Raw genomic sequence first — 22809 nt, forward strand, 5'->3', positions numbered from 1 at the left:
GCCGCCAACGCTGCGCCGCGCCGATAGACCAGCGTCAACGCGGTTTTAAGCTCTGAAGTCCAGACTCAGCGCATGTCTGGATTCGCCCTTCCCAAGTTGAGATGGTTGGTGCTCGGCGCACTTGCTGCCGGCGGCTGGGCGATGACACAGGACTTGCCCAGCAAGGCGCGCTTCGACGATCGCCCGGCCAGGGCAGCCAACAAGTCCAGGGCGGAAACCACCGAGCGCAAGGACGTCACCGTCACCAGGCCGAAGGTCAATGTCGCGCCACGGCCACAAGCTGACGTGGCGCGCCCCAAGGTGGATGTCGAACTGCGCAAGCTGGCTGCCGCGCCGAAGCCCAAGGCAGAGGTTCCAACTAAGAAGGCGGCAGCCACGGCGCCTGCGGCCAGAGAAAGGACGCCACGCAAGCCTGCCGCCGACATCGAGACGGCCTCGATCACACGCCCGCCCACGCCATTGCCGCGGCCGAAATCGACAGCAAAGGAGCCGGCGCCGAAATCGACGAGCACCGGCGCTGCCGCGCTCAACGTGCTCTATACCAGCACCACGGTCTATCTGCGCCAGCGCCCAAGCGTTTCCGCCCCCGTCACGTCAAGTCTCAAGCAGGGCGAGAGTGTCAGGGTGTTCGCCCGTGACGGCAAATGGACGCTTGTGTCGGCCTCGGGACGCAAGGGTTGGTTGCATGGCGACCTGCTGCGACCGGCGGATCCTGCCGCCCCTCGCCCGAAACAGACGCTCGGCCACGCCGCCAACACCGCCACGCCGGGCTGAGCCGCCTAAATTCGCCTCTGAAACAGCCGATATCATGCCTGATCGGGCATTGCGGGTTGAAACCGGACGCATCCGGTGCCAAATCTGCGGCTCGTCTCGCAGGTGCTGCGAGCACCCAAAAGGTTACCCGGTAGAGGTCAATGGTCAGCTATCTCGACGCCGCCACGGCGCCCCTCAGGAACACCGGCCAGATCCGCCTTTACGGCGCCGAGGCTTTTGAAGGCATGCGCAAGGCGTGCCAGCTCACCGCCAGCTGCCTCGATGAGCTGGTCGACCGCGTTGCTCCAGGGGTTACAACCGACGCCATCGACCGTTTCGTCTTCGAATACGGCATGGATCACGGCGCGCTCCCGGCGACGCTGAACTATCGCGGCTACACCAAGTCGTCTTGCACCTCGATCAATCATGTCGTCTGCCACGGCATCCCCGACAACAAACCGCTCAAGGACGGCGACGTCGTCAACATCGACGTCACCTACATCCTCGACGGCTGGCACGGCGATTCGAGCCGGATGTACCCGGTCGGCACCATCAAGCGCGCCGCCGAGCGGCTGCTCGAAGTCACCCACGAATGCCTGATGCGCGGCATCGCGGCTGTCCGTCCAGGTGTCCGTACCGGCGCGATCGGTGCTGCCATCCAGACCTATGCCGAAGCTGAGCGCTGCTCGGTGGTGCGCGATTTCTGCGGCCATGGCGTCGGCGCGTTGTTCCACGACGCACCGAACATCCTGCACTACGGCAATGCCAATGAAGGCGTCGAGATGCGCCAGGGCATGATCTTCACCATCGAGCCGATGATCAATCTCGGCCGGCCGCATGTGAAGGTGTTGTCGGACGGCTGGACGGCGGTCACCCGCGACCGCTCGCTTTCGGCCCAGTACGAGCATACGGTCGGCGTTACGGCCACAGGCTGCGAGATTTTCACACTCTCGCCCAAAGGGCTCGACCGACCGGGCCTGCCCGCATAAGATCACCTCGCCGGCAAGCGCATCGGCCCGCACAAGCACGATGTGTCAACTTGGGGAGAGCGTCCTAGCTGCGTTCGTTCGAACGCACAGGCGATCGCGCCGGCGGGGGCGACATACTGGGCATGGCGAGCGACGATCACGACGAGCGCGGTTTCTTTGGCGAGCGGTCGCTGCCGCAGCCCAAGCGCGACACTGAGCCGGAGAAACCCCACTATCTCGGCCATCGCGAGCGTCTGCGCGCGCGTTTCTCGGCAAGCGGCGGCGACGCCCTCGCCGACTATGAACTGCTCGAACTCTTGCTGTTCAGGCTGATCCCGCGCGCCGACACCAAGCCTGTCGCCAAAGCCCTGCTCGCCCGCTTCGGCACACTCGCCGAAATGCTGGGCGCACCAGTCAACCTGCTGCAGGAGGTCAAGGGCGTCGGGCCGGCAGTGGCTCTCGACCTCAAGATCATCGCCGCCTCGGCCACGCGCATGGCGCGCGGCGAAATCAGCGGCCGCGAGGTGTTGTCGTCGTGGAACCAGGTGCTCGACTATTGCCGGGCAGCGATGGCGTTCGAAGAGCGCGAGCAGTTCCGCATCCTGTTCCTCGACAAGAAAAACGTGCTGATCGCCGACGAGGTGCAACAAACGGGCACCGTCGACCATACGCCGGTTTATCCCCGCGAGGTCATCAAGCGCGCGCTTGAGCTGTCGGCCACTGCTGTCATCCTCGTGCACAACCACCCGTCCGGCGACCCGACACCTTCACGCGCCGACATCGACATGACCAAGACCATCATCGACATCGCCAGGCCGCTCGGCATCGCCGTGCACGACCACATCATTATCGGCAAGAAGGGCTTTGCCAGTATGAAGGGGCTGCTGCTGATCTAGACGTGCGCAGCAGGCATTGGCCGGAACAGCTTTCGACGAAGACAGAATCAAAAAAGGCCGCCGGATTGCTCCAGCGGCCTTTCCTGTTTCACTCAGGAGCGTCGCCCTATTCGGCGTCGGCTTCCTTGGCCTTCTTCTTCGGAGCGGCCTTCTTCTTGGGCTCTTCGCCCTCGGCCTTCTCGGCCTTGTCTGCCTTCTTGGCCGAAGCCTTCTTGGCCGGCTTTGCCGAAGCCTCGTCCTCGTCGTCGGCGAGCAGCTCTTCCTTGGTCACCTTCTTGTCGGTGACGGAGATCTGCGACAGCAGGTGATCGACGACCTTCTCCTCGAACAGCGGCGCGCGCAGGTTGACCAGCGCCGACGGGTTGTTGCGGTAGAAATCGAACACTTCCTGCTGCTGGCTGGCCGGGTAGCGGCGAACGGTGTCGAACAGACCGCGCTGCAACTCTTCGTCGGAAACCGTCACGCCGGACTTCTCGCCGATCTCGGCGAGGACCAGACCGAGGCGCACGCGGCGCTCGGCAAGGCGCTGGTACTCGGCACGGGCTTCTTCTTCCGTCGTCTCTTCGTCGGCAAAGGTGCGGCCGGCGATCTCGAGATCGCGGGTCACCTGGCTCCAGATGTTGCCGAATTCGGCTTCGACGAGCTTGGAAGGCGCCTCGAACTGGTAGGCACCGTCGAGCTGGTCGAGCAGCTGGCGCTTGACCTTCTGGCGCGTCATGGCGCCGAACTGGTTCTCGATCTGGCCGCGAACAATGTCACGCAGCTTATCGAGCGACTCGAGGCCGAGGTTCTTGGCGGTCTCGTCGTTGACTTCCAGCTTGCCGGGGGCAGCGACTTCCTTGACGGTGACGTCGAAGGTGGCTTCCTTGCCGGCCAGATGCGCGGCCTGGTAGTTCTCCGGGAAAGTCACGGTGACGAGCTTCTCGTCGCCTGCCTTGGCGCCGATCAACTGGTCCTCGAAGCCGGGAATGAACTCCTTCGAGCCGAGCACCAGCGGCTGGTCGCCGCCCGTGCCGCCGTCAAAGGCAACGCCGTCGATCTTGCCGACATAGTCGATGGTGACGCGGTCGCCTTCGGCGGCCTTGCCGGTCTTCGGCTCGTAGGAGCGCGCCGATTCGGCAACGCGGTTGACCTGCTCGTCGATCTCGCTTTCCGGAACGTCGTAGACCGGGCGTGACACCTTGATGTCGGTGAAGTCCTTGATCTCGATCGCGGGAATGACTTCATAGCTCAGCGAGAACTCGAAATCGACGCCGCCGGCCAGGATCTTCTCGGCTTCCTTCTCGTCCTCGGTCATCACGACGTCGGGCTGCATCGCAGCCTTTTCGCCGCGCTCGGCGATGATCGTGCGCGTCGAGTCGGTCAGGATCTCGTTGACCACTTCGGCCATGAAGGACTTGCCGTACATCTTGCGGATGTGCTGCATCGGCACCTTGCCCGGACGGAAGCCGTTGATGCGGACCTTGTCCTTGGCAGCCGAAAGCCGCTTCTCGAGACGGGCTTCCATATCGCCGGCAGGAACCGAGACCTTGATCTCGCGCTTGAGGCCGGAGTTGAGCGTTTCGGTGACCTGCATCATCAAACCTTTGTTTTACGTATGGCGCGGCTTGAACGGCGTCCTGCCGTTCAGCCTGCCGGAATTCGTTTGCCGGGGGTGGCTTCAAGTTCGCAAATCGTCATCCTGGCCCGCCATCGCGGCCCGTTTGGCTCCGCCATCTTCCGAAAATCCGATAAGTTATTGTTTTTCCGACTTCTTATCGTATCTTTCAGAGACGGTCCTTTGCGTCCCATCCTATTTGACAGGCCTTTTGTCACAGGCGAAGCCAATTTTCAACTATCTTCGCGGTTTCTCCCGGCCCGGGTCATTTCGGCTCCGAGATTGACAGAATGATGGCGGCATGTGATTGGCGGTCGCATGCGGATGTGGCGGAACTGGTAGACGCCCTGGATTTAGGTTCCAGTGCCGAGAGGCGTGTAGGTTCGACTCCTATCATCCGCACCATAGACGCTCTGCCCGGCGGACCTGAAACCTCTGATCGCGAGTGATCGAGCCGTGCACGCAACGACAAATCCCCCAGCTACCACCTCCACTGCCGACAACAATCGCCCGGTCCGACCGCGACGCAGCCTGCTCATTGCCTCCGATGCGGTGTGGCCGCCCGTTTCGGGTGGGGATCTACGCAACTGGCAGAATGTCCAGGCCCTTGCGGGGCTGGGTGATGTGCTGGCGACCTCGGTCCACGCACCAGCTGCACCTACGACGCTCGACGACGACAGGATCACGACACTCGCCCTTGCCAACGCAGCCGAGGCCGCAACCTCGCCGCGCCTCGCCAAACGCCGGACCCCGATCGACACACGCATCCCGCAAGTCGCGCTTACGCGCCTGCTGGCGGCGGCACGCGACTTCAAGCCCGATGCCATCGTCGTCGAGGGTATTCCACTGTTTCCTCTCCTCGAGCATCTGCGCCCACTGGCGTCGACGATCGTGCTCGACATGCACAACATAGAGTCCGACCTTTTCAGGCAGATGATGCCGAAAACCGGCTGGCTGGGAGGGCTGTTCTCAAAGAAGGCCCGCCATGTCAGGCGCATGCGCGACATCGAGTTGCAGTCGCTGCGCATGGTGGACAAGGTCTGGGTCTGCTCGGAGCAGGATCGCGACAGACTACGCGACCTGTCCGGCGGGCGTGCCCTTGCCGATGTCGTTCCGAATGGCGTTCCCCGATTTGATCTCATCCCGGAACAATTGGCCGACCAGCCCGCAATGGCCACGGGCCAGCCGACGCTGCTGTTCATCGGCCACCTCAACTACCCGCCGAATCTCGAAGCGGCGCGGCGGTTGGCAACGCAAATCCTGCCGCGGCTGCACGCCGCGCTCGGCGGCGCAAGGCTCGTCATTGCCGGGCGCAACCCGCACCGCAGCCTTGGCGACGTGGCTGCCTTGCCCAATGTCGAACTGATAGCCAATCCAGACGATCTTGCGGAGCTTTATCGCCGAGCGCATCTTGCCGTCGTACCGCTGGTCAGCGGCGGCGGCACGCGGCTGAAAATACTGGAAGCGATGGCCTGGGGCCTCCCGGTCGTGGCCACCCGGCTGGCTGCGGAAGGCCTCGGCCTTGTCGACGGTGTCGACATCGACTTTGCCGAGACCGACGACGACCTCGCCGCGCGCGCGGCGGCGCTGTGCACGGACACCGACTGGCTTCAGGCGCGGCGGCTCCGTGCCCGTGAAACAGTCACGCAGCGCTTCGGTCCGAAAGCCATCGCGGCGGCCGTCAGATCCAGCCTCGCGTGATATCCGAGAAACTCTCGATATCAGCTTGATAAGCCTTGTCTAATAATGCCATGACATGCAGGATGACTGAAAGACGAAGTTGATCGGCTTTGCATGACAATTCCAAAAATTCTTCACCAGACCTGGAAGACGGACAGAATTCCCGACAAATTCCTCAGCTGGTCGACGAGTTGGGAGAAACACAATCCGGGCTGGCGGCACATCTTGTGGAGCGACAGGATGCTGCTCGACTTTGTCGCCGAACACTATCCTGATTATCTTGAGACCTACTGCAGCTACAAGGTCGGCGTCCAGCGTGCGGACGCTGCGCGTTACATGCTGCTGCACCATTTCGGTGGCGTCTATGCCGACATCGACTGCGAATGCGTGGCGCCCTTCGACGGGCTTTTGGACGAGAACCGCGTCGTCCTGTGCAAGGAACCCCAAAGTCAGTCGGATGCGCAGACGCGCATGCGCAACCTGCCTCACCTTCTCTTCAACGGGACGATGGCGAGCCCGAAAGGACACCCGTTCTGGCCCCACCTGCTTGCCTATCTGCCTTTGGTCAAGGATGCGCGGGACGTTCTCGATGCCACGGGCCCATGCCTTCTGACGGCGGCGCAGCTGAGTTTCCCCGATCAGTCGGCCTTTGCGATCCACCCGAACGAACTTTTCAGCCCGGCTGGCAGCAGCGGCAATTCGGCCGACGCCGCCACGACCGCGACCCTGTCCATTCATCACTGGGCCGGCACCTGGTGGATCAAACCCAAACCACCGTCTTTGCTGGCACGGTTGCGGCAAAGCTACTATCAGGCGCGGCATGCCTTGACCAAAGGCGAGCAGCTCGACCTGGCCGCAGCACAGGCGGCAGTCGACCCGGCTGCCCTCAACCGCCTACCGCCCTCGGGCAACAACATCGCGATACTTGTGCCATTGCGCGATGCCGCCGACCACATTGAACCCTTCCTCGCAGCGCTCGCCCGGCTCGGCCACCCCAAGGAGTGCATAAAGCTGGTGTTCTGCGAAGGCGACAGCAGCGACGGCAGTTGGGAAAGGCTGACCGAAGCGACCGCTGCACTCAAGGGAAACTACCGCGACATCGTGCTGCTCAAGAAGGACCTTGGCATCAAGATGGAACGAGCGAAGCGCTGGAAGCCGAGCCTTCAACGCAAGCGCCGCTCGGCCATTGCCGCCGTCCGCAATCATCTCATCAGCCACGGGCTCGATGCCAGTGACGACTGGGCTCTGTGGATCGATATCGACGTCTGGCGTTATCCCTCGGACGCCATATCGCGCCTGATCGCTTCGGGCGGCAGGATCGTCGTTCCCAACTGCGCGGTGGCGCCGGGTGGTGGCAGCTTCGACATGAACAGCTTTGCCACTCTCCGAAAGCCAAGGGATTACCGATACTACCGCGCGCTGCGCGGCGGCCTCTACCAGCCTCCAGCCAAGGAAAACACCAGGCTTTACCTTAGCGACCTGCGCCATCTCGACAGCGTAAACCTCGACGGCGTCGGTGGCACGATGCTGCTCGTCGACGCAGCGCTGCATCGCGGCGGCCTCAACTTTCCCGAGATCCCCTACAGGTTCCTGCTCGAGACAGAAGGCTTTGCTGCCCTTGCCAATGATCTCGGCGTCGTGCCGCTCGGGCTGCCTAAAATAGAAGTACTGCACGTCCCCTGGTGAACGCCAGCGGACTTGCCCTGTCTTGATGCCTTAATAGAGCGGTTCCTCAAACAGCATTGTGTCGCCGTCCATCAGTGCCTTGATCTGGCCGGTGCCGTCGCTGCCGACCGCCACCTTGATGCCGAAGCTGCGCAATTCGGGCTCCGCGCCGGAGTTGCGCTTGCGCATCTCCTCCTCGATGGCCAACCCTTCGCCCTCCGGCACATAGAAGCGCTCGATGCCGTAGTCGACGCTAATGGTCGAACCCGGCGTCAGGCTCCAGGCATTGGTGACCTGGCCGCTAAGATCGACCTCATCCGGGCTTGCGATCGTCGAGTCAGTAGTGAGCATGGCGGATTTGGCGCGCCAGTACCCATCAGCGTCCTTCTTCAAGCGGACGACGATCGGCCATCCTTCCACGGCCGCCGCTTCACCCTGTGGTAGGTTTTCGACGATTTCGACAGGAATGCGCGAGATGTCGTAGCCAAGCCTGACATAGTCGCCGCGCAACAGGTCGCGCGGGTCGACGGGCTCGACCTTGAGCAGGATTTCCTTGCCGTCGCGCAGGATCGCCGCGCGCCCGACGATCATCCAGCCGAGGAAACCGATTTGCGCCAGGGCCACGACAATGGCGGCGACAACGAGCTTGTAGCGGGTCATCACGCGGCTCCCTGGGCTGGCTGTGATTTCATGCGCCGTTCGATGCGGATGATCGCATAAGCTAGGCCGGCGAGGATTATTGCAGCTGCGAAGAAGAAGCCTGCCGTGCCCAACATGGAGCCGACCGTCACCATGTAGACGATCGCCAATTCGAAGGCGAAGCCGATATAGGCGATCCAGCGCAAGCCTCGACTCTCGCGACCGAGGAAGACGATCACGGCCGCGATGACCGCCAGCGCCACGGCAGCGGCGATGACAAAGCCTGCATCATCCATCTGGTCGAGCTGGACCATGCCCATACCGGAGAGGAAGCCGATCAGCGCGTGCAGCGGCAGCCGCCCGCCAAGCTGGGCAATGCGCTCCGAAGCCGCAGGTGCCAGCGCTGCAGCGGCGAGAAGCGCTGCCGAGACCAGCGCAAGCACCAGCCCGACCTCCAGCGACTCGTAGTGAAAGCCGAGCAGCACCGCATAGAGAATGACCGACAGCGCGATCAGGTGGCGCGCAGCGCGGCTCTGCGTCCAGAACGACAGCGCCCAGTATGCGGCCATGAACACAATGAAGAGATGCGGAAACTCCGCGCGGCGGAACAGCTCAAATCCCTTCGTCACCAGCCATGCGTCGGCGATGCCGATGGCGGCGACAGTCAGGGCATTCGAACGCAGTGCGGCCGCGGCTATGGCCGTGCCTATCGACCAGGTGACGATCGCCGCCGCCTCGTCGCCGGAGAAATGGTACATCTGGCCGATCAGCGCGATCGAACCGCCAAAGGCCGCGGCAGCGATCAACCACAATGCTTCGGCGAAGCCGCCATGGTCCCGCTGCTTGAGCACGGCTCCGCCGACATAACCCGCGAAGATCACGGCAAACAGCGAGGCCACTCGCGCCGGGCGCGGTATTGCTTCCCAGTTGGCCGCGACAAGGATCAGGATCGCTGCCGCAAACAGCAGAGCCGCCATCATGGCGAGGATCGAACCGAAATTGAGCCCGTTGCGCTCATTGGTCTCGACATCGCGGATCAGCGCGTCACCGGTCGCGCGGTCGACGAGCCCGCTGTCGACCCAACGGCCGATGTCGTTCTTCACCTTGGTGGCATAGCTCGCCATATGTCGCTTCCCCTGCCCGACGGCCCACACCAGGGCCAAGCCGTTGTCATCATGGCGAATTTCAGATTCGGTCACAATTATGACCGAAGCCTTAATGCCCATTAATGTTGCAATGCACAAAACGCATTGCTGCCATGCGAGCATAGCGCTTCAATTTTAGGCAAGGGCATCCTATCTACGCCCCGTACACAGAAGAGAAAAGAAGACGAACGGAAAACGAAGATGAACCTGATCCGCAATTACCGCAACTGGCGCCGCTACCGTGACACTGTCTCCGAGCTGAGCCGCCTGTCGAACCGTGAACTGACCGACCTCGGCATTACCCGCAGCGATATCCACTTCGTCGCTCGCAAGGCGATCTAACCGAAGCCGATCTACCCAAACTACCTGTCCGAACCGAAAAGAGAACTGAAATGAACTTGCTCCGCACTTACCGCAACTGGCGTGCATATCGCGAGACGGTGAACGAGCTTGGCCGTCTGTCGAACCGCCAGCTTGCCGATCTCGGCATCAATCGTGGCGAGATCCAGTCGATCGCCCGCCGTGCAATCTAATTCAAGCTTTCCGTCCGGGTCGACCTCCTCCCCGACCCCGATGGATCTGGTCAGCTTTCTCCTCCCATTGAGCTGACCACCTTAACACACCCGCCGGATCCTCCTCCCCCGGCGGGTGTCGTTAGCCCGAGAGCCTCGCCCTCTTCGATTGGCGAACAGAATTCAGCCTGCGCCGACCTCCTCCCCGGCAAAGGCGAATAGGTCAGCTTCTTCCTCCCGATAAGCTGACCACCAACAACGACACCTGCCGGACCTCCTCCCCCGGCAGGTGTTGTTACCCGGTGCATGACCCCGAATATCGAAATCGATTTTCGGAAAGGATTATGCACCCACCATAAGTGCTACAGCGTCCTTTGCGCGTCCAAATGGACGCGCTGCGTTGTAGAGAGCGTCGCCCTCTTCGATTGGCGAACAGAATTCAGCCTGCGCCGACCTCCTCCCCGGCAAAGGCGAATAGGTCAGCTTCCTCCTCCTCCCAGAGGCTGACCACCAAAACCAATACCCGCCGGTCCTCCCCCGGCGGGTGTTGTCGTTTTGGCGCCGCGCCTTCGATCTCGGGAGATAACTGCCCTAGTTCAGCGCGCCGCTTTCCAGCACACCACGCTGCTTCCAGTCGTTGAGCCGGATGATGTCGGGCGCGCCACCCATCGGCGCATACCAGGAATCGACAACCCATTTGACGCCGTCGGGGGCCCGGATCACCGCAGTCCAGTGCGGATAGCGGCCATCGAGCAGGAAGCCCCTGGAATCGCGTGCCTCCACCTTGTGGTGGCGGAGCAGGCCGCGACGCGCGAGGTAGCGCAGCAATGCATCGGTGTTGGTCGATTCATCGACGCAATCCATCTGTCCGCGTATCTTCGAGGCGCCGAACTCCGAGCGTGGCTGATCGCGCACGCCTGTCACTTGCTGCGCCCGCTTTTCGAAATAGCTGACCGCCCGGGCGATCGCCTTGCGCTCGGCCTCCGGCGTGGCACGGCCGGCAGCCATGATCGATGCAAACTTGCGGTCATCACCAAGGCCAAGATCGAGGCGCGAACGAAACGCGCAGCCATAGCCATGGCAGATGTCGATGGACGTTGCCGGGGCCGCGACGGCGCGGTCAGTGACCGGACTGCCGGCCATGATGGCAACAAGGCCGGCAAACAGAACAAACGAACGTCTCGTCATGGCATGATCCTAGTGATTGTCCCGCACCGGCTGCAACTCGCAAGCCGCCCAATCGTTGCATTCCCCTGGCCAAGGGATTATTCCGGCGCCATGAGCACAAAACCCATTCACATCATCGGCGGCGGTCTCGCCGGATCGGAAGCGGCATGGCAGGTGGCTTCGGCCGGCGTGCCTGTCATCCTGCATGAAATGCGCGGCGTGCGCGGCACCGACGCGCACAAGACCGACGGCCTGGCTGAGCTTGTCTGTTCCAATTCGTTCCGCTCGGATGACGCCGAAACCAACGCCGTCGGCCTGCTGCACGCCGAGATGCGGCTTGCCGGCTCGCTGATCATGAGCGCCGGCGACGCCAACCAGGTTCCCGCCGGCGGCGCGCTCGCCGTCGACCGCGACGGTTTCTCCAATGCCGTCACCGCACGGCTCGAAGCGCATCCGTTGATATCAATCGTGCGCGAGGAAATCACCGGCCTCCCGCCCGAGGACTGGGACCAGACGATCATCGCAACCGGCCCGCTCACCGCACCTTCGCTGGCCGAGGCGATCGCCGCCAGCACCGGTGCCGACGCGCTCGCCTTTTTCGACGCGATTGCGCCGATCATCCATTTCGACAGCATCGACATGAATGTCTGCTGGTTCCAGTCGCGCTACGACAAGGTCGGCCCCGGCGGTACCGGCAAGGACTACATCAACTGCCCGATGGACAAGGAGCAGTACGACGCCTTCGTCCAGGCGCTGCTCGATGGACAGAAGGCCGAGTTCAAGGAGTGGGAAGGCACGCCCTATTTCGACGGCTGCCTGCCGATCGAGGTGATGGCCGAGCGTGGTCGCGAGACCCTGCGCCACGGGCCGATGAAGCCGATGGGCCTGACCAATGCGCACAACCCGACTGTGAAGGCCTATGCAGTTGTGCAGCTGCGCCAGGACAATGCGCTCGGCACACTGTACAACATGGTCGGTTTTCAGACCAAGCTGAAGCATGGCGAGCAGGTCAATGTGCTGCGCATGATTCCGGGGCTGGAAAACGCCGAATTTGCGCGTCTCGGCGGCCTGCACCGCAACACCTATCTCAACTCGCCGACCCTGCTCGACCCGACGCTGCAGCTCACGTCGCGACCGGGCCTGCGTTTTGCCGGCCAGATCACCGGTTGCGAGGGTTATGTCGAAAGTGCTGCCATCGGGCTTTTGGCCGGCCGCTTCGCCGCCGCCCAGCGCTTGGGACAACAGATCAGCACTCCACCCGTGACCACCGCCTTCGGTGCGCTGCTCAACCACATCACCGGCGGGCACATCGTCTCGGACGACGAGCCTGGCAAGCGCTCGTTCCAGCCGATGAACGTCAATTTCGGCCTGTTCCCGGTCATGGAAGCGCCGAAAGTCGAAGGCAAGCGCCTGCGCGGCAAGGAAAAGACCGTTGCCAAGAAGAAGGCGATGACGGCGCGCGCGCTCGTCGACTGCCGCGCCTGGCTCGGCCTTGCCCCCGCGGCACAGGCCGCGGAGTAGGCATCAGGCCATGGCGCTTGCGGAAACGCAACGGCTGACGCTCAGGGAAATGGAACGCGGCGACGCCGTCGCGATCCAGTCCGTCTTCAATGACGATTATGCCCATCGTTTCTATCCGGAGATGACGAACGAGGCCGCGGCGATAGAGTGGATCGACCGCAACCGCGAACGCTACCAGCGCGACGGTTTTGGCCTGTGGGCAATCATCGACAAGACCAGTGGTGCGCTGATCGGCGATTGCGGCCCGACCTGGCAGGATGCCGGCGGCACCCGCGTGCTGGAAATCGGCTATCACATAGCGTCGCAATGGCGCGGACGCGGCTACGCGCTCGAAGCCGCCCGCGCCGCCATGGCTTTCGGTTTCGCCAGGACCACCGAGCCCCTGATCGGCTCGATTGTCGCCACCGACAATGCGTCATCGGTCAGCGTCGCCCGGCGCCTGCACCATGACGTCCGCTCCTACGTCAACGCCCGCGGGCTTGATCGATTCCTGTTCTTCACGCGGCGCGAGCGGTACGTCTCGTCCTAGCGCTCACGCGCGCGAGGTCACTCGCCAAGTATCGGCCCCGCTTCAGGCAGCCCCGGCTTGCCCGCTTCGCCGGGATTGCGCCTGACATAGGCGGCTTTCAGGCTTTCCGAGGTCTCGCGCGAGCCGTCATGGCTCCAGCCCGGCGGCATGAACAGGTAACCGAGGCGCTGGCGCAGGCTGAGCCCGGACGCGAATGCGTCCTTGAACATGCCAATCCATTCATGGAAGGCGACGCGGACCGGATTGAAGGTGCCGATGTTGTGGACGATACCGTAGCGCGGCAGGTCCTCTTCCCGTTCCTCGACGAAAGTGCCGAACATGCGATCCCAGATGATCAGCGTGCCGGCAAAATTGGCGTCAAGGTAACGCGGGTTGGTGGCGTGGTGCACCCGATGATGTGACGGCGTGTTGAAGATGAACTCGAACCACGCCCACATCCTGCCGATGGCCTCGGTGTGGATCCAGAACTGCCAGACCAGGTTGAAGCCGAAGACGAAGGCGATAACCGCCGGGTGGAAGCCGAGCAGCACCAATGGCATCTGCAGGATGAACATGCCGGTGAACAGGCCGGTCCAGCTTTGCCTGAGCGCGGTCGACAGATTGTAGTGCTGGCTCGAATGGTGGTTCACATGCTCGGCCCAGACCCAGCGCACGCGGTGAGCGATGCGATGGTACCAGTAGTAGCGCAGGTCATCGAGCAGGAAGGCTGTGATGAACACCCAGAGCGACAGGCCAAGGTCGAAGACCCTGAATTGCCAGACCCAGAGCAGAGCCCAGTAAGACACGACGCCGAGCAAAAGGCCGGCAACCACGTTTCCTGTGCCCATCATCAGGCTCGTCAGCGTGTCACGCGTTTCGAAAGCACCCTTCGCCCGGCCTGTGCGAACAAGCCAAAGCTCTATCAGGATCGCGATCACGAAGAACGGAATCGCAAGCTCCGTGACCTTGGGAAAATCGTAGTTCTCCATCACGCCTTATCCCCTTCGCCGCTTGCGCCTGATCTGCCCGAAAGCGCGGCGACCACAGCGCCGGCAGCCTCGGCATCCGTGAAGCGGAAGTCTCCGCCCTTCCAGGTGAAGTCGAGCAAGCTCAGCGCTACGGTCCTGTCATCGCGGACAGTTACGGCCGCCACATCGGCCCCGGTCACGATACGCGTGAGAAACTTGTCACCGATGCCGCGGACGATACCGACGGAGCCGTTGTCGAGCTGCAGGAACGCCGTGCCGCCGTCCTCGGTCAGCAGCACCGCGCGAGACGCGACATCAGGAAAGTCAGTGGCAAACCGCTGCAGCGCATGGTCCGTGCCCGCCAGCTGCGCCTTTGCACTGCCGCCACTAAGATGCACGGCAGCCACTACCGCTGATATGCCGACGACGACCATCGCCACCAGTATTGGCAAGCTCATGATAACAGATGTCCTCCCGAAACCGCTCTCCAGGCGATTTCAGCGGCAGACTAGCATCGTTGACGTTTACGTCAACGATAGTCTAGCGCCACCCACGGGAAGCTGTCGCGACCATGGCGAAATGCTTGCGCAGCACAGACATGCCATCTTTGCCGCGCTCGACGCGGTCGAGATAGGCAGGCGTCAGCGCAATCGGCAGGAAGGCTGGCCGCAATGACTGCGGCAACGCCTTGGCGCCGCGTTCGAAGGCACGGAGATGCTCCCGCGCCAAGGCAATCATCGCCTGGACCGCGACAGTCGATCTCTGGTCGTCGATGCCAGCGACGAACTCTTCCGGCGTCAGGCCGGCCGCAGCAAGGATGTCCCGTGGCACATAACATTGGCCGCGCGCCCGGTGCATCGGCAGCAGGCGCAGCAACCCTGCGATCGCCTGGGCGCAACCAGCATGGCCCGCAAGCTCCGCATGCTTCGGCGCGCCGTCGGCATCGAGCACCAGCGAAGCCAGTTGGATCAGCGCCGAGGCAGTCTCGCCGCAATAGCCTTCGAGGTCGGTTCGCGACGGCATCGGGTCGTCATAGAGATCGAAGATACGGGCTTCGAGGTAGTTGTCGAAAGCCGCGACAGGCAGACGATAGGATTCGATCACCGCCATCAAGGCTGAGGCGAGCGGATGTCCGGCGCCGGCTTCCCGACTGCCCGAGGCAATGACGTCGCGCCACCATTGCAGCCTGATCTCACCGGGCATCGGCTCGCTGACGCGGTCGCGGATGGCTGCAATCTCGGCGTTGAACGCATAGAGCGCCAGAAGCGCCGGCCGCTTGTCCTCGGGGGCGTAGAGCGCAGCAAGATAGCGGTCGCGATCGGCAACGCGCACCGTATCCATCAGGGCTTTCGCCGGGTCGTTTGCGCCGTGCACGTCAGTCGACAGCAATGAAGGCCGCGGCGACGGCGCGATCTTCGGCAAGCAGCACGTTGTAGGTGCGTACCGCTGCCCCCGTCGACATCGGGTCGGCCGAGATCCCGGCGGCCTTCAGCGCGGCGCGCAACGCTTCCGGCAGGCGGCGCAACTCCTTACCCATTCCGACGAGCAGGATCTCCACAGCCCCTGCCTCGGCGAACAGCTTGTCGAAATCGGACGGCTGCAGCGCCTGCGCATCGGCCGGCTGCCAGCCATAGATGCCTGACGGCAGGCACAGGATCGATCCGCGATGCGACATGTCGGCGAAACGGAAGCCACCGTCGCCATAAGCGTCGACGGGCGCCCGTCCCGGGAAATGCGCCTCGCGGATGATCATTCCCGCCATGGCTTACGACTTGGTCGGCTGGGCACCGGCCGGCACGGCCGGCTTGCCCATGTCGTCCGCGCCTTCAGGCCGCAGCTTGAACAGGATCAGCAGCGGACCAGCGACGAAGATCGACGAGTAGGTGCCGACCAGGATGCCGAAGATCATCGCCAGCGTGAACGACTGAATGACCTCGCCACCGAACAGGTAGAGCGAAACCAGGGCCAACAGCGTCGTCACGCCGGTCAGCACGGTACGCGACAGCGTCTGGTTCATCGACAGGTCGAGCAGCTGCTCGATCGGCATCTTCTTGTACTTGCGCAGGTTTTCTCGGACGCGGTCATACACGACGACGGTATCGTTGATCGAATAGCCGACGATCGTCAGGATCGCCGCGATACTGGTCAGATTGAACTCGATGCCGGTTATGACATAGAGCCCGACCATCATCGTCACGTCGTGCACAGTCGCGATGATCGCACCGAGCGCGAACTGCCATTCGAAGCGGAACCAGATATAGATCAGCATCGCCAGCATGGCGGCGAGCACGCCGATCGTTCCCGACCAGGCCAGTTCGCTCGACACCGTCGGTCCAACCGATTCGACGCGCCGGAAATCGTACTCGGCGGAAAGCTCGCCGCGCACCTTCTCGACCACGCTCTGCTCGGCATTGTCGCCGGCATTCTGCCCCTCGACGCGGATCAGCAGCGTGTTGTTGGCGCCGAACTCCTGCACCTGAACGTCGCCGAGGTTGAGCTCGCTCAGCCTGGCGCGGACGGCGGCCGAGTCAGCGGTACCGCTCTTGGACTGCACCTCGATGCTGGTGCCGCCGCGGAAGTCGATGCCGTAATTCATCTCGATCGAGAAGAACAGCACGGCCGCCAGGATCGACGCCGCTGCGGACAGGGTGAAGGCATGGCGCCGCCAAGACATGAACGGATAGCTGGTGTTGTCGGGCACGAAGCGCACCAGGCCCTTGGGCAGTTCCTTGGGCTTGGCGCGGCGCAGCCAGATCGAAACCAGCCAGCGGGTCAGGGTGAAGGCGGTGAAAACGGTCGTTAAGATGCCGATGGCGAGCGTGACAGCGAAGCCGCGAACCGGACCCGAACCGAGATAGAACAGGATCAGGGCGGCGATGAAGGTGGTGAAGTTGGCGTCGACGATAGTCGCCAGCGCGCGGGCAAAACCCGAGTCCAGCGACTGTACCAGGGATCGGCCGAGTTGCCGCTCTTCGCGCACGCGTTCGTAGATGATGACGTTGGAGTCGACCGCCATGCCGACGGTCAGCACGATGCCGGCAATGCCGGGCATGGTCAGCGTGGCACCCAGGATGGACAGGATCGCGATGATGAGCGCCACGTTGGCGGCAAGCGCAATGTTGGCGATAATGCCGAGCGTGCCATAGGCGACCAGCATGAAGCCGACGACGAGGATGCCTGCGATGACCGAGGCGAACTTGCCGGCGGCGATCGAGTCGGCGCCAAGGCTCGGACCGACGGTGCGTTCCTCGACGATGGTGAGGTCGGCGGGCAGCGCACCGGCGCGCAGCAGCACTGCCAGATCATTGGCGCTTTCAGCGGTGAAGCTGCCGGAAATCTGACCCGAACCGCCGAGGATCGGCTCGTTGATGCGCGGTGCCGAGATCACCTGGTTGTCGAGGATGATGGCAAACAGGCGACCGACATTCTGCTGGGTGGCCTGGCCGAAGCGCGATGCGCCCTTGCCGTCGAAGCGGAAGGAAACGACGGCTTCCGAGGTGCGCTGGTCGAAGGTCGCCTGCGCGTCGGTCAGGTTTTCACCCGACACGATGACGCGGTTTTCGATCAGATAGGGAACGGGCGGATCGTCCTGCGAATACATGACCGTCGAGCCTGCCGGCGGGCGGCCCTGCAGGGCCTCCTGCGGCGACATCGACTGGTCGACCATCTGGAAGGTCAGCTTGGCGGTCTTGCCGAGGATTTCCTTGAGACGGGTCGGATCCTGAAGGCCCGGAACCTGGACCAGGATGCGGTCGGCGCCGGCGCGCTGGATGATCGGCTCGGTGGTGCCGAGCTCGTTGACGCGGCGGCCGATGACCTCGATCGACTGGGTCACGGCATTGTTGACGCGGTAGTCGATGCCGCCTTCGGTCAGCGTGTAGCGCAGAAGCCCGGCCTCGGGCTCCTCGAGCGACAGCTCGCTCACGGTACCGGTGCCGAACATGCTCGACGACAACGGCGCAACCAACGGCGCGAGCGCCGTCTTGGCCGCATCGATCTCGTTCACATCGCTGATGCGCACCTGCACCGTGGTGCCGGTGCCGGTCAGGCCGGTGTAGCCGATCTTAGCGTCGCGCAGCAGCGTGCGGATGTCGTCGCGGGTCGCCTGCAGGCGTTCATCGACCAGGTCCTGCCGGTCGATGGACAGCAGGATGTGCGAACCGCCCTGCAGGTCGAGGCCAAGCGTCAGTGCGCGCTTGGGAAACCACCCCGGAAGGGAATCGAGCTGAGACTGGGTCAGCATGTTCGGGATGGTGAAGAGCACCCCGAGGAGCACGACGGCCCAGATCGAGATTGTCTTCCAGCGCGAGAAATAGAGCATTTGGCCTCGTCCAATAAGGCGTGATCGCGGTGCTTATCGCCCGCCTGCGATTACTTCTTGGCGTTCTGGTTGGCGATCGGCTCGCCCTTGACCCGAACGTCGGAAATCGTCGCACGCAGCGCCGTCACCTTGAGACCATTGCCCAGATCGATCTCGAGCTCGTGGTCGTCGATGACCTTGCTCACCTTGCCGACGAAGCCACCACCGGTGACGACCGTATCGCCGCGGCGGATCGCCGTAAGCATCTCGCCGCGCTTCTTCAACTGGGTGCGCTGCGGGCGGATGATCAGAAAATACATGACCACGAAGATCAGCACAAACGGCAAGATGCTGATGAGAACGTCGGGCGCTCCCGCGGTGGCGGCCTGTGCGTATGCCGGCGTGACGAACATGAATGTCTCCTGAGAAAGTATCGGGATACCGCACATCGGGACCCCGGAAATGTGCGCGGAATATAGTCGCTCATGCCACCAATGCAACTACGCTTGGCCCAAGCCGTGGCGCTTTTCCGCGCAATTTGAGCGTGTTACAGCGTCGCGCACAGGTAATGTCTAGAGACTAACGGGATCGGCCATGGAAAAGACCATCGAAGCGCTCAACTCCAAGCTGGATCTTCTGATCGCTGCGGTAACCAGGCTTGCGCCTCCGTCCGTCCCCGAAACCGACATCGCCACCGCCGACTGCTATGTCTGGGCGGCCGATCCGGGCTTTCTCGAACCCGTATTGCGGGTCAACCGCGTCGACATCGGCCTGATCAAGGGCGTCGACCGCGTCCGCGACATCCTCGTCGACAACACCGAGCGCTTCGCCGCCGGCCTGCCTGCCAACAACGTGCTTTTGTGGGGTGCGCGCGGCATGGGCAAGTCGTCGCTGGTCAAGGCAGCACATGCCACGATCAACGCCTCGGGCAAGACGGCAACGCCGCTCAAGCTGATCGAGATCCACCGCGAGGACATCGACACCCTGCCCAAGCTGATGAACCTTCTCAAGGCGGCGCCCTTTCGCTTCATCCTGTTCTGCGACGACCTGTCGTTCGACCATGACGACACCTCGTACAAGTCGCTCAAGGCGGCCCTCGAAGGCGGCGTCGAGGGCAGGCCCGCCAACGTCATCTTCTATGCAACGTCGAACCGCAGGCATCTCCTGCCGCGCGACATGATCGACAATGAGCGCTCGACGGCGATCAACCCGTCGGAGGCTGTCGAGGAAAAGGTCTCGCTCTCCGATCGCTTCGGCCTGTGGCTCGGCTTCCACAAATGCTCGCAGGACGAATATCTCGAGATGGTCAACGGCTATGCCCGTTACCACGGCTTCGACAATGATCCGGAGACCCTGCGCGCCGAGGCGCTGGAGTGGGCGACGACGCGCGGCAGCCGCTCGGGCCGCGTTGCCTGGCAGTTCATCCAGGACCTCGCCGGCCGCCTGGGCCAACCGCTGAAAGACTGAACCCTCCAAACGAAAAATGCCCGCCCCTGGTCGGGACGGGCTGATATGGCGGGACTGATGGAGGTCACGCGACCCGCGCCGGCATCGATCCGAAAACCCCTTACGATTTTCGGAAAGCGATGCGTGGCTCCAGTGCCTATTCGAGGTAGCCGCTCGGATCGACCGGCGTGGAGTTCTTGCGCACTTCGAAATGCAGCTTCGGGGCATCGGTCGAACCGCTCATGCCTGACAGCGCGATCTCGTCCCCACGTTTGACCTTCTGGCCGCGCTGGACCTTGAGCGAGCTTGCGTGACCATAGACGGTGACGAGGCCGTTCTCATGGCGCACCAGCACCGTGTTGCCGAATTCCTTGAGCCCGTCGCCGGCATAGATGACGACACCGTTTTCGGCAGCCTTCACCGGCGTGCCTTCGGGCACCGAGATGTCGATGCCGTCATTCGACTTGCCGCCGCCCTTGCCGTAGTTGGAAACGACGCGGCCACGCACCGGCCAGCGCATGCGGTCGATACCGGTGGCATTTGGCGCTGCCTCGGCCGATTCCTCGGCCTGCTGCACCAGCTTGTCCTTCTTCGGCGGCGTGTAGGCAACGGCGGGAGCTTCGGCCGCAGGCTTGGCCGCGGCAACGGCCGGCTTCGGAGCGGCTGTGGCAGCGGTTGCGGTAACGACCGGGTCGACGGCGGGTGCAGCCTTGGCAACAGTCGAGGTCGCGCCGCCAGCCGGCACCTTCAGCGTCTGGCCGATCCGGATGCGGCCATCCTGCAGGCTGTTGGCCTCCTTGAGTGCCGCCGTCGACACGCCGAGCTTCTTGGCGATACGGTTGAGCGTATCGCCTTCGACGACCTTGTAGCCGCCGCCGGCACCTGCCGGCTTGGCATTGCTGTCGGTCGGCGAGCCGAGCTGCGCGGTTGCGGTTTCCTTGGTCTTGGGCTGCTGCGGCAGCACCGCAACCTTGTTGCTCGGCAAGGTGGCCGGCTGCGGATTTTTGCCCGGAACCTTGAGCGTATTGTCCTGCGCCGTCTGCGGCTGGGCTATCGCGCCGGTCGACCTATTGTCCAGCGCAGGTGCCAATGCCGGGGCTTGAGCCGGAGCCTGGGCGGTACGAACTGGAGCCGGAGCAAGCGCTGGCGCCTGGGCGACCGGTGCCGGCAGAGGCTGCGACGACACCGGCTGCAGACTGCCGCGACTGACCGAACCGGCACTGGCCGAGGCAACCGGCGTCGCCATCTGGGCATCGCCAGGGAATGGCTGCTGCTGCGGCTGCTGGTTGATGATCGAACGCTGGTTCGGCGTCGATGCGGTGAAGATGTCATCGACACCACCGCCGCCAAATCGCGACACTCCGGAACTGCACCCTGCGGCCATGCCGGCAACCAGCAGAACGGCGCCGCCGCGCGCCAGAGAGCGTCTATTCGCCTTCAAAATACTGAAACGCATCGCACTGACCCGCGCTTTACCCGATACCAACTAGGCTTGATTAAAGCGCGTTAATGTTACTGGCCGGTTAAGAGGATCAAATAAATCAAAAGCTTCGCCAGCTCGCGACAAGACGCTTTCCGAGGCGGGCTGGAGGCCCCGGCTGCGCGCAGATAGCAGCGATGTGGGTGGTGCCGACTTAGATGACGGCAGCGACGCCGCGGGCCAGCGGCTGCAGGCGGACGACGCCGAGGTCTTCGCGCTCGAAGCGGCTTCCGATCTTGGTCAGCTTGCACAACACCTGCTCGCCCTCTTCCGGGCCGATCGGCGCGATCATGGTGCCGCCGCTCGACAGCTGGTCGACGAACATGCGCGGATGGCTGTCGAAGGCAGCCCATACGACGATGCGGTCGAACGGCCCCTCGCCCGGCAGGCCGTTCGAACCGTCGGCCTGGCGGACCAGCGCATTGCCAAGGCCGAGCATCTCGAAGCGCTGGCGCGCCAGATCGGTCAGGGTTTTGAAACGCTCGACGGTGACGACCCGGCCGGCAAGCCGCGCCATGACCGCGGCTGTGTAGCCGGAACCCGTACCGACTTCGAGCACACGGTTTCCCTGTTCGATGTTGAGCGCTGATATGACCGCCGCCTGGAGATCGGCGCCTTCGATCGCCTCGCCACATTCGATCGGCAGCATGCGGTCCGACCAGGCGATGGAATGGAACTGGCCAGCGAGGAAGTCGCGACGGGGCGTTGCCTCGAAGGCGGCGATCAGATTTTTCGGAACGATGCCGCGCCCGCGCAGGCGAAGAAGAAAGGCGGCGAAGCCCTCACGGTCGTCCGGCATCATATTCATGCAATAGCCTTGGCCAATTGATCGCGCAGTTCATGCGCCGTCATGTCGAGCTTGAGCGGCGTGACCGAAATCTGCTTGTTGCGCACGGCGTGCAGATCCGTGCCCGGCTTCACCTCCGGCTCATCGCGGCCGAAACGCAGCCAGTAATATGGCAGGCTGCGGCCGTCGCGGCGCTCCTCGACCCAGATGCCGTAGGCAAGCTTGCCCTGGCTGGCGACCACAGGTCCGGTGACCTCTTCGGGCGGGCAATTCGGGAAATTGACGTTGAGCAGCACGCCGATCGGCAGTTCCGTGGCGATCAGCTTGCGCAGCAAGGCCGGGGCCAGCACTTCGGCCGTCTCGTAAGGCACGATGCGTTCGTCGTTTTCATAGATATAGGCCTGGCTCAGCGCAATCGAGCGGATGCCGATCAGAGCACCTTCCATGGCACCCGCCACCGTGCCCGAATAGGTCACGTCATCGGCAACGTTGAGACCCGAATTGATGCCCGAAAGGATCAGGTCCGGCGGCTCTGGCAGGATCTTGCGGGCGCCCATGATGACGCAGTCGGTTGGCGTGCCGTTCACGGCATAATGCTTGTCGCTGATCTTGCGCAGCCTGAGCGGCTCCGAGATCGACAGCGAATGCGCATAACCCGACTGGTCGGTTTCCGGTGCCACCACCCAGACATCGTCCGACAGCTGGTTGGCGATCCGCTCCAGGACAGCCAGGCCTTCGGCGTGGATGCCGTCGTCGTTGGTCAGCAGAATGCGCATG

The 22809-nt window shown here is 63.2% G+C and carries 23 protein-coding genes and 1 tRNA gene; 11 read left to right on the top strand and 13 right to left on the bottom strand.

Annotated features, from left to right (window positions below):
• Window positions 1-72: 72 nt before the first annotated feature.
• The 3 genes from Amn_RS15505 to radC all read left to right on the top strand — a co-directional run bounded on the left by Amn_RS15505 (window position 73) and on the right by radC (window position 2617).
• Window positions 73-774, top strand: a complete 702-nt coding sequence (locus Amn_RS15505) for an SH3 domain-containing protein (protein ID WP_182574078.1) — start codon at window positions 73-75, stop codon at window positions 772-774.
• A 140-nt stretch (window positions 775-914) separates the two neighbouring features.
• Entirely contained in the window at window positions 915-1742 is an 828-nt protein-coding gene (map, locus tag Amn_RS15510; protein WP_067961656.1) for a type I methionyl aminopeptidase, read from the top strand.
• 122 nt (window positions 1743-1864) lie between these two features.
• The gene (radC, locus tag Amn_RS15515; RefSeq protein WP_182574079.1) at window positions 1865-2617 is read left to right on the top strand and encodes a RadC family protein; all 753 of its coding nucleotides are present in this window, start codon (window positions 1865-1867) and stop codon (window positions 2615-2617) included.
• A 106-nt stretch (window positions 2618-2723) separates the two neighbouring features.
• On the opposite strand, the gene tig is transcribed toward radC, so the two are convergent.
• Window positions 2724-4193, bottom strand: coding sequence for a trigger factor (gene tig / locus Amn_RS15520; RefSeq protein ID WP_286298060.1), 1470 nt, complete (start codon window positions 4191-4193; stop codon window positions 2724-2726).
• 341 nt (window positions 4194-4534) lie between these two features.
• Between tig and Amn_RS15525 the strand changes: the two genes are divergently transcribed.
• The 3 genes from Amn_RS15525 (at window position 4535) to Amn_RS15535 (ending at window position 7580) form a co-directional block, all read left to right on the top strand.
• Window positions 4535-4619: transfer RNA gene (locus tag Amn_RS15525), tRNA-Leu, on the top strand.
• 51 nt (window positions 4620-4670) lie between these two features.
• The gene (locus Amn_RS15530) at window positions 4671-5915 is read left to right on the top strand and encodes a glycosyltransferase family 4 protein (protein ID WP_182574080.1); all 1245 of its coding nucleotides are present in this window, start codon (window positions 4671-4673) and stop codon (window positions 5913-5915) included.
• A gap of 93 nt (window positions 5916-6008) precedes the next feature.
• Complete coding sequence (locus tag Amn_RS15535) at window positions 6009-7580, top strand: glycosyltransferase (protein ID WP_182574081.1); 1572 nt, start codon at window positions 6009-6011, stop codon at window positions 7578-7580.
• Between the two features lie 30 nt (window positions 7581-7610).
• Here the strand turns inward: Amn_RS15535 and Amn_RS15540 are convergent, their stop codons facing one another.
• Entirely contained in the window at window positions 7611-8222 is a 612-nt protein-coding gene (locus tag Amn_RS15540) for a GDYXXLXY domain-containing protein (protein WP_182574082.1), read from the bottom strand.
• Window positions 8219-9322: a DUF2157 domain-containing protein gene (locus tag Amn_RS15545; protein WP_067966482.1), complete on the bottom strand. Its 1104-nt coding sequence runs from the start codon at window positions 9320-9322 to the stop codon at window positions 8219-8221. Before Amn_RS15545 ends, Amn_RS15540 begins: the two co-directional genes overlap by 4 nt.
• Before the next feature lie 222 nt (window positions 9323-9544).
• Here Amn_RS15545 and Amn_RS15550 point away from each other — a divergent pair, with 222 nt between their 5' ends.
• Window positions 9545-9685, top strand: a complete 141-nt coding sequence (locus Amn_RS15550; RefSeq protein ID WP_082496386.1) for a DUF1127 domain-containing protein — start codon at window positions 9545-9547, stop codon at window positions 9683-9685.
• A gap of 50 nt (window positions 9686-9735) precedes the next feature.
• On the top strand, window positions 9736-9876 hold the full coding sequence (locus Amn_RS15555; protein WP_018427695.1) for a DUF1127 domain-containing protein: 141 nt from the start codon (window positions 9736-9738) through the stop codon (window positions 9874-9876).
• A 570-nt stretch (window positions 9877-10446) separates the two neighbouring features.
• On the opposite strand, the gene Amn_RS15560 is transcribed toward Amn_RS15555, so the two are convergent.
• A complete protein-coding gene (locus Amn_RS15560; RefSeq protein WP_286290244.1) occupies window positions 10447-11043 on the bottom strand; it encodes a hypothetical protein in 597 nt (198 codons plus the stop codon).
• Window positions 11044-11133: 90 nt separating this feature from the next.
• Here Amn_RS15560 and trmFO point away from each other — a divergent pair, with 90 nt between their 5' ends.
• Both trmFO and Amn_RS15570 read left to right on the top strand, forming a co-directional pair.
• Window positions 11134-12543 (top strand): methylenetetrahydrofolate--tRNA-(uracil(54)-C(5))-methyltransferase (FADH(2)-oxidizing) TrmFO, encoded by a 1410-nt coding sequence (gene trmFO / locus Amn_RS15565; protein WP_286290246.1) that lies wholly within the window; start codon window positions 11134-11136, stop codon window positions 12541-12543.
• 10 nt (window positions 12544-12553) lie between these two features.
• Entirely contained in the window at window positions 12554-13072 is a 519-nt protein-coding gene (locus tag Amn_RS15570) for a GNAT family N-acetyltransferase (RefSeq protein ID WP_286290247.1), read from the top strand.
• A 17-nt stretch (window positions 13073-13089) separates the two neighbouring features.
• Here Amn_RS15570 and Amn_RS15575 read toward each other — a convergent pair whose 3' ends face one another.
• The 6 genes from Amn_RS15575 to yajC form a co-directional block, all read right to left on the bottom strand.
• Complete coding sequence (locus tag Amn_RS15575) at window positions 13090-14040, bottom strand: sterol desaturase family protein (RefSeq protein ID WP_286290249.1); 951 nt, start codon at window positions 14038-14040, stop codon at window positions 13090-13092.
• Window positions 14040-14477, bottom strand: coding sequence for a hypothetical protein (locus Amn_RS15580; RefSeq protein WP_067961640.1), 438 nt, complete (start codon window positions 14475-14477; stop codon window positions 14040-14042). Before Amn_RS15580 ends, Amn_RS15575 begins: the two co-directional genes overlap by 1 nt.
• Before the next feature lie 82 nt (window positions 14478-14559).
• Window positions 14560-15360: a phytoene/squalene synthase family protein gene (locus Amn_RS15585; RefSeq protein ID WP_286290252.1), complete on the bottom strand. Its 801-nt coding sequence runs from the start codon at window positions 15358-15360 to the stop codon at window positions 14560-14562.
• Window positions 15361-15394: 34 nt separating this feature from the next.
• Window positions 15395-15781 (bottom strand): Mth938-like domain-containing protein, encoded by a 387-nt coding sequence (locus Amn_RS15590; protein ID WP_067961638.1) that lies wholly within the window; start codon window positions 15779-15781, stop codon window positions 15395-15397.
• Between the two features lie 3 nt (window positions 15782-15784).
• A complete protein-coding gene (secDF, locus tag Amn_RS15595; protein ID WP_286290255.1) occupies window positions 15785-18340 on the bottom strand; it encodes a protein translocase subunit SecDF in 2556 nt (851 codons plus the stop codon).
• A gap of 50 nt (window positions 18341-18390) precedes the next feature.
• Complete coding sequence (yajC, locus tag Amn_RS15600; RefSeq protein WP_067961635.1) at window positions 18391-18732, bottom strand: preprotein translocase subunit YajC; 342 nt, start codon at window positions 18730-18732, stop codon at window positions 18391-18393.
• A gap of 181 nt (window positions 18733-18913) precedes the next feature.
• On the opposite strand from yajC, the gene Amn_RS15605 reads away from it, so the two are divergent.
• A complete protein-coding gene (locus Amn_RS15605; RefSeq protein WP_154384056.1) occupies window positions 18914-19786 on the top strand; it encodes an ATP-binding protein in 873 nt (290 codons plus the stop codon).
• Between the two features lie 136 nt (window positions 19787-19922).
• Here the strand turns inward: Amn_RS15605 and Amn_RS15610 are convergent, their stop codons facing one another.
• The 3 genes from Amn_RS15610 to surE form a co-directional block, all read right to left on the bottom strand.
• Window positions 19923-21221: a peptidoglycan DD-metalloendopeptidase family protein gene (locus Amn_RS15610; RefSeq protein WP_286290269.1), complete on the bottom strand. Its 1299-nt coding sequence runs from the start codon at window positions 21219-21221 to the stop codon at window positions 19923-19925.
• Between the two features lie 178 nt (window positions 21222-21399).
• Entirely contained in the window at window positions 21400-22053 is a 654-nt protein-coding gene (locus Amn_RS15615; RefSeq protein ID WP_154384054.1) for a protein-L-isoaspartate(D-aspartate) O-methyltransferase, read from the bottom strand.
• Window positions 22050-22808 carry a 5'/3'-nucleotidase SurE gene (gene surE, locus Amn_RS15620; protein WP_286290272.1) on the bottom strand — a complete coding sequence of 253 codons (759 nt, stop codon included), beginning with the start codon at window positions 22806-22808 and terminating at the stop codon, window positions 22050-22052. Before surE ends, Amn_RS15615 begins: the two co-directional genes overlap by 4 nt.
• Window position 22809 lies beyond the last annotated feature (1 nt).

Origin of the sequence: Aminobacter sp. Y103A, assembly GCF_030294925.1 — a bacterium.
Taxonomy (GTDB): Bacteria; Pseudomonadota; Alphaproteobacteria; order Rhizobiales; family Rhizobiaceae; genus Aminobacter; species Aminobacter ciceronei.

Excerpts from the sequence above, each read along its gene's own strand:
- Amn_RS15585 (WP_286290252.1), bottom strand. The coding sequence starts at position 15,360 with ATGGATACGGTGCGCGTTGCCGATCGCGACCGCTATCTTGCTGCGCTC.
- Amn_RS15555 (WP_018427695.1), top strand. The coding sequence starts at position 9,736 with ATGAACTTGCTCCGCACTTACCGCAACTGGCGTGCATATCGCGAGACG.
- Amn_RS15545 (WP_067966482.1), bottom strand. The coding sequence starts at position 9,322 with ATGGCGAGCTATGCCACCAAGGTGAAGAACGACATCGGCCGTTGGGTC.
- secDF (WP_286290255.1), bottom strand. The coding sequence starts at position 18,340 with ATGCTCTATTTCTCGCGCTGGAAGACAATCTCGATCTGGGCCGTCGTG.
- trmFO (WP_286290246.1), top strand. The coding sequence starts at position 11,134 with ATGAGCACAAAACCCATTCACATCATCGGCGGCGGTCTCGCCGGATCG.
- Amn_RS15610 (WP_286290269.1), bottom strand. The coding sequence starts at position 21,221 with ATGCGTTTCAGTATTTTGAAGGCGAATAGACGCTCTCTGGCGCGCGGC.
- Amn_RS15590 (WP_067961638.1), bottom strand. The coding sequence starts at position 15,781 with ATGGCGGGAATGATCATCCGCGAGGCGCATTTCCCGGGACGGGCGCCC.
- Amn_RS15535 (WP_182574081.1), top strand. The coding sequence starts at position 6,009 with ATGACAATTCCAAAAATTCTTCACCAGACCTGGAAGACGGACAGAATT.
- Amn_RS15605 (WP_154384056.1), top strand. The coding sequence starts at position 18,914 with ATGGAAAAGACCATCGAAGCGCTCAACTCCAAGCTGGATCTTCTGATC.
- Amn_RS15550 (WP_082496386.1), top strand. The coding sequence starts at position 9,545 with ATGAACCTGATCCGCAATTACCGCAACTGGCGCCGCTACCGTGACACT.
- Amn_RS15580 (WP_067961640.1), bottom strand. The coding sequence starts at position 14,477 with ATGAGCTTGCCAATACTGGTGGCGATGGTCGTCGTCGGCATATCAGCG.
- surE (WP_286290272.1), bottom strand. The coding sequence starts at position 22,808 with ATGCGCATTCTGCTGACCAACGACGACGGCATCCACGCCGAAGGCCTG.
- Amn_RS15505 (WP_182574078.1), top strand. The coding sequence starts at position 73 with ATGTCTGGATTCGCCCTTCCCAAGTTGAGATGGTTGGTGCTCGGCGCA.
- yajC (WP_067961635.1), bottom strand. The coding sequence starts at position 18,732 with ATGTTCGTCACGCCGGCATACGCACAGGCCGCCACCGCGGGAGCGCCC.
- radC (WP_182574079.1), top strand. The coding sequence starts at position 1,865 with ATGGCGAGCGACGATCACGACGAGCGCGGTTTCTTTGGCGAGCGGTCG.
- tig (WP_286298060.1), bottom strand. The coding sequence starts at position 4,193 with ATGCAGGTCACCGAAACGCTCAACTCCGGCCTCAAGCGCGAGATCAAG.
- Amn_RS15615 (WP_154384054.1), bottom strand. The coding sequence starts at position 22,053 with ATGAATATGATGCCGGACGACCGTGAGGGCTTCGCCGCCTTTCTTCTT.
- Amn_RS15575 (WP_286290249.1), bottom strand. The coding sequence starts at position 14,040 with ATGGAGAACTACGATTTTCCCAAGGTCACGGAGCTTGCGATTCCGTTC.
- Amn_RS15570 (WP_286290247.1), top strand. The coding sequence starts at position 12,554 with ATGGCGCTTGCGGAAACGCAACGGCTGACGCTCAGGGAAATGGAACGC.
- map (WP_067961656.1), top strand. The coding sequence starts at position 915 with ATGGTCAGCTATCTCGACGCCGCCACGGCGCCCCTCAGGAACACCGGC.
- Amn_RS15560 (WP_286290244.1), bottom strand. The coding sequence starts at position 11,043 with ATGACGAGACGTTCGTTTGTTCTGTTTGCCGGCCTTGTTGCCATCATG.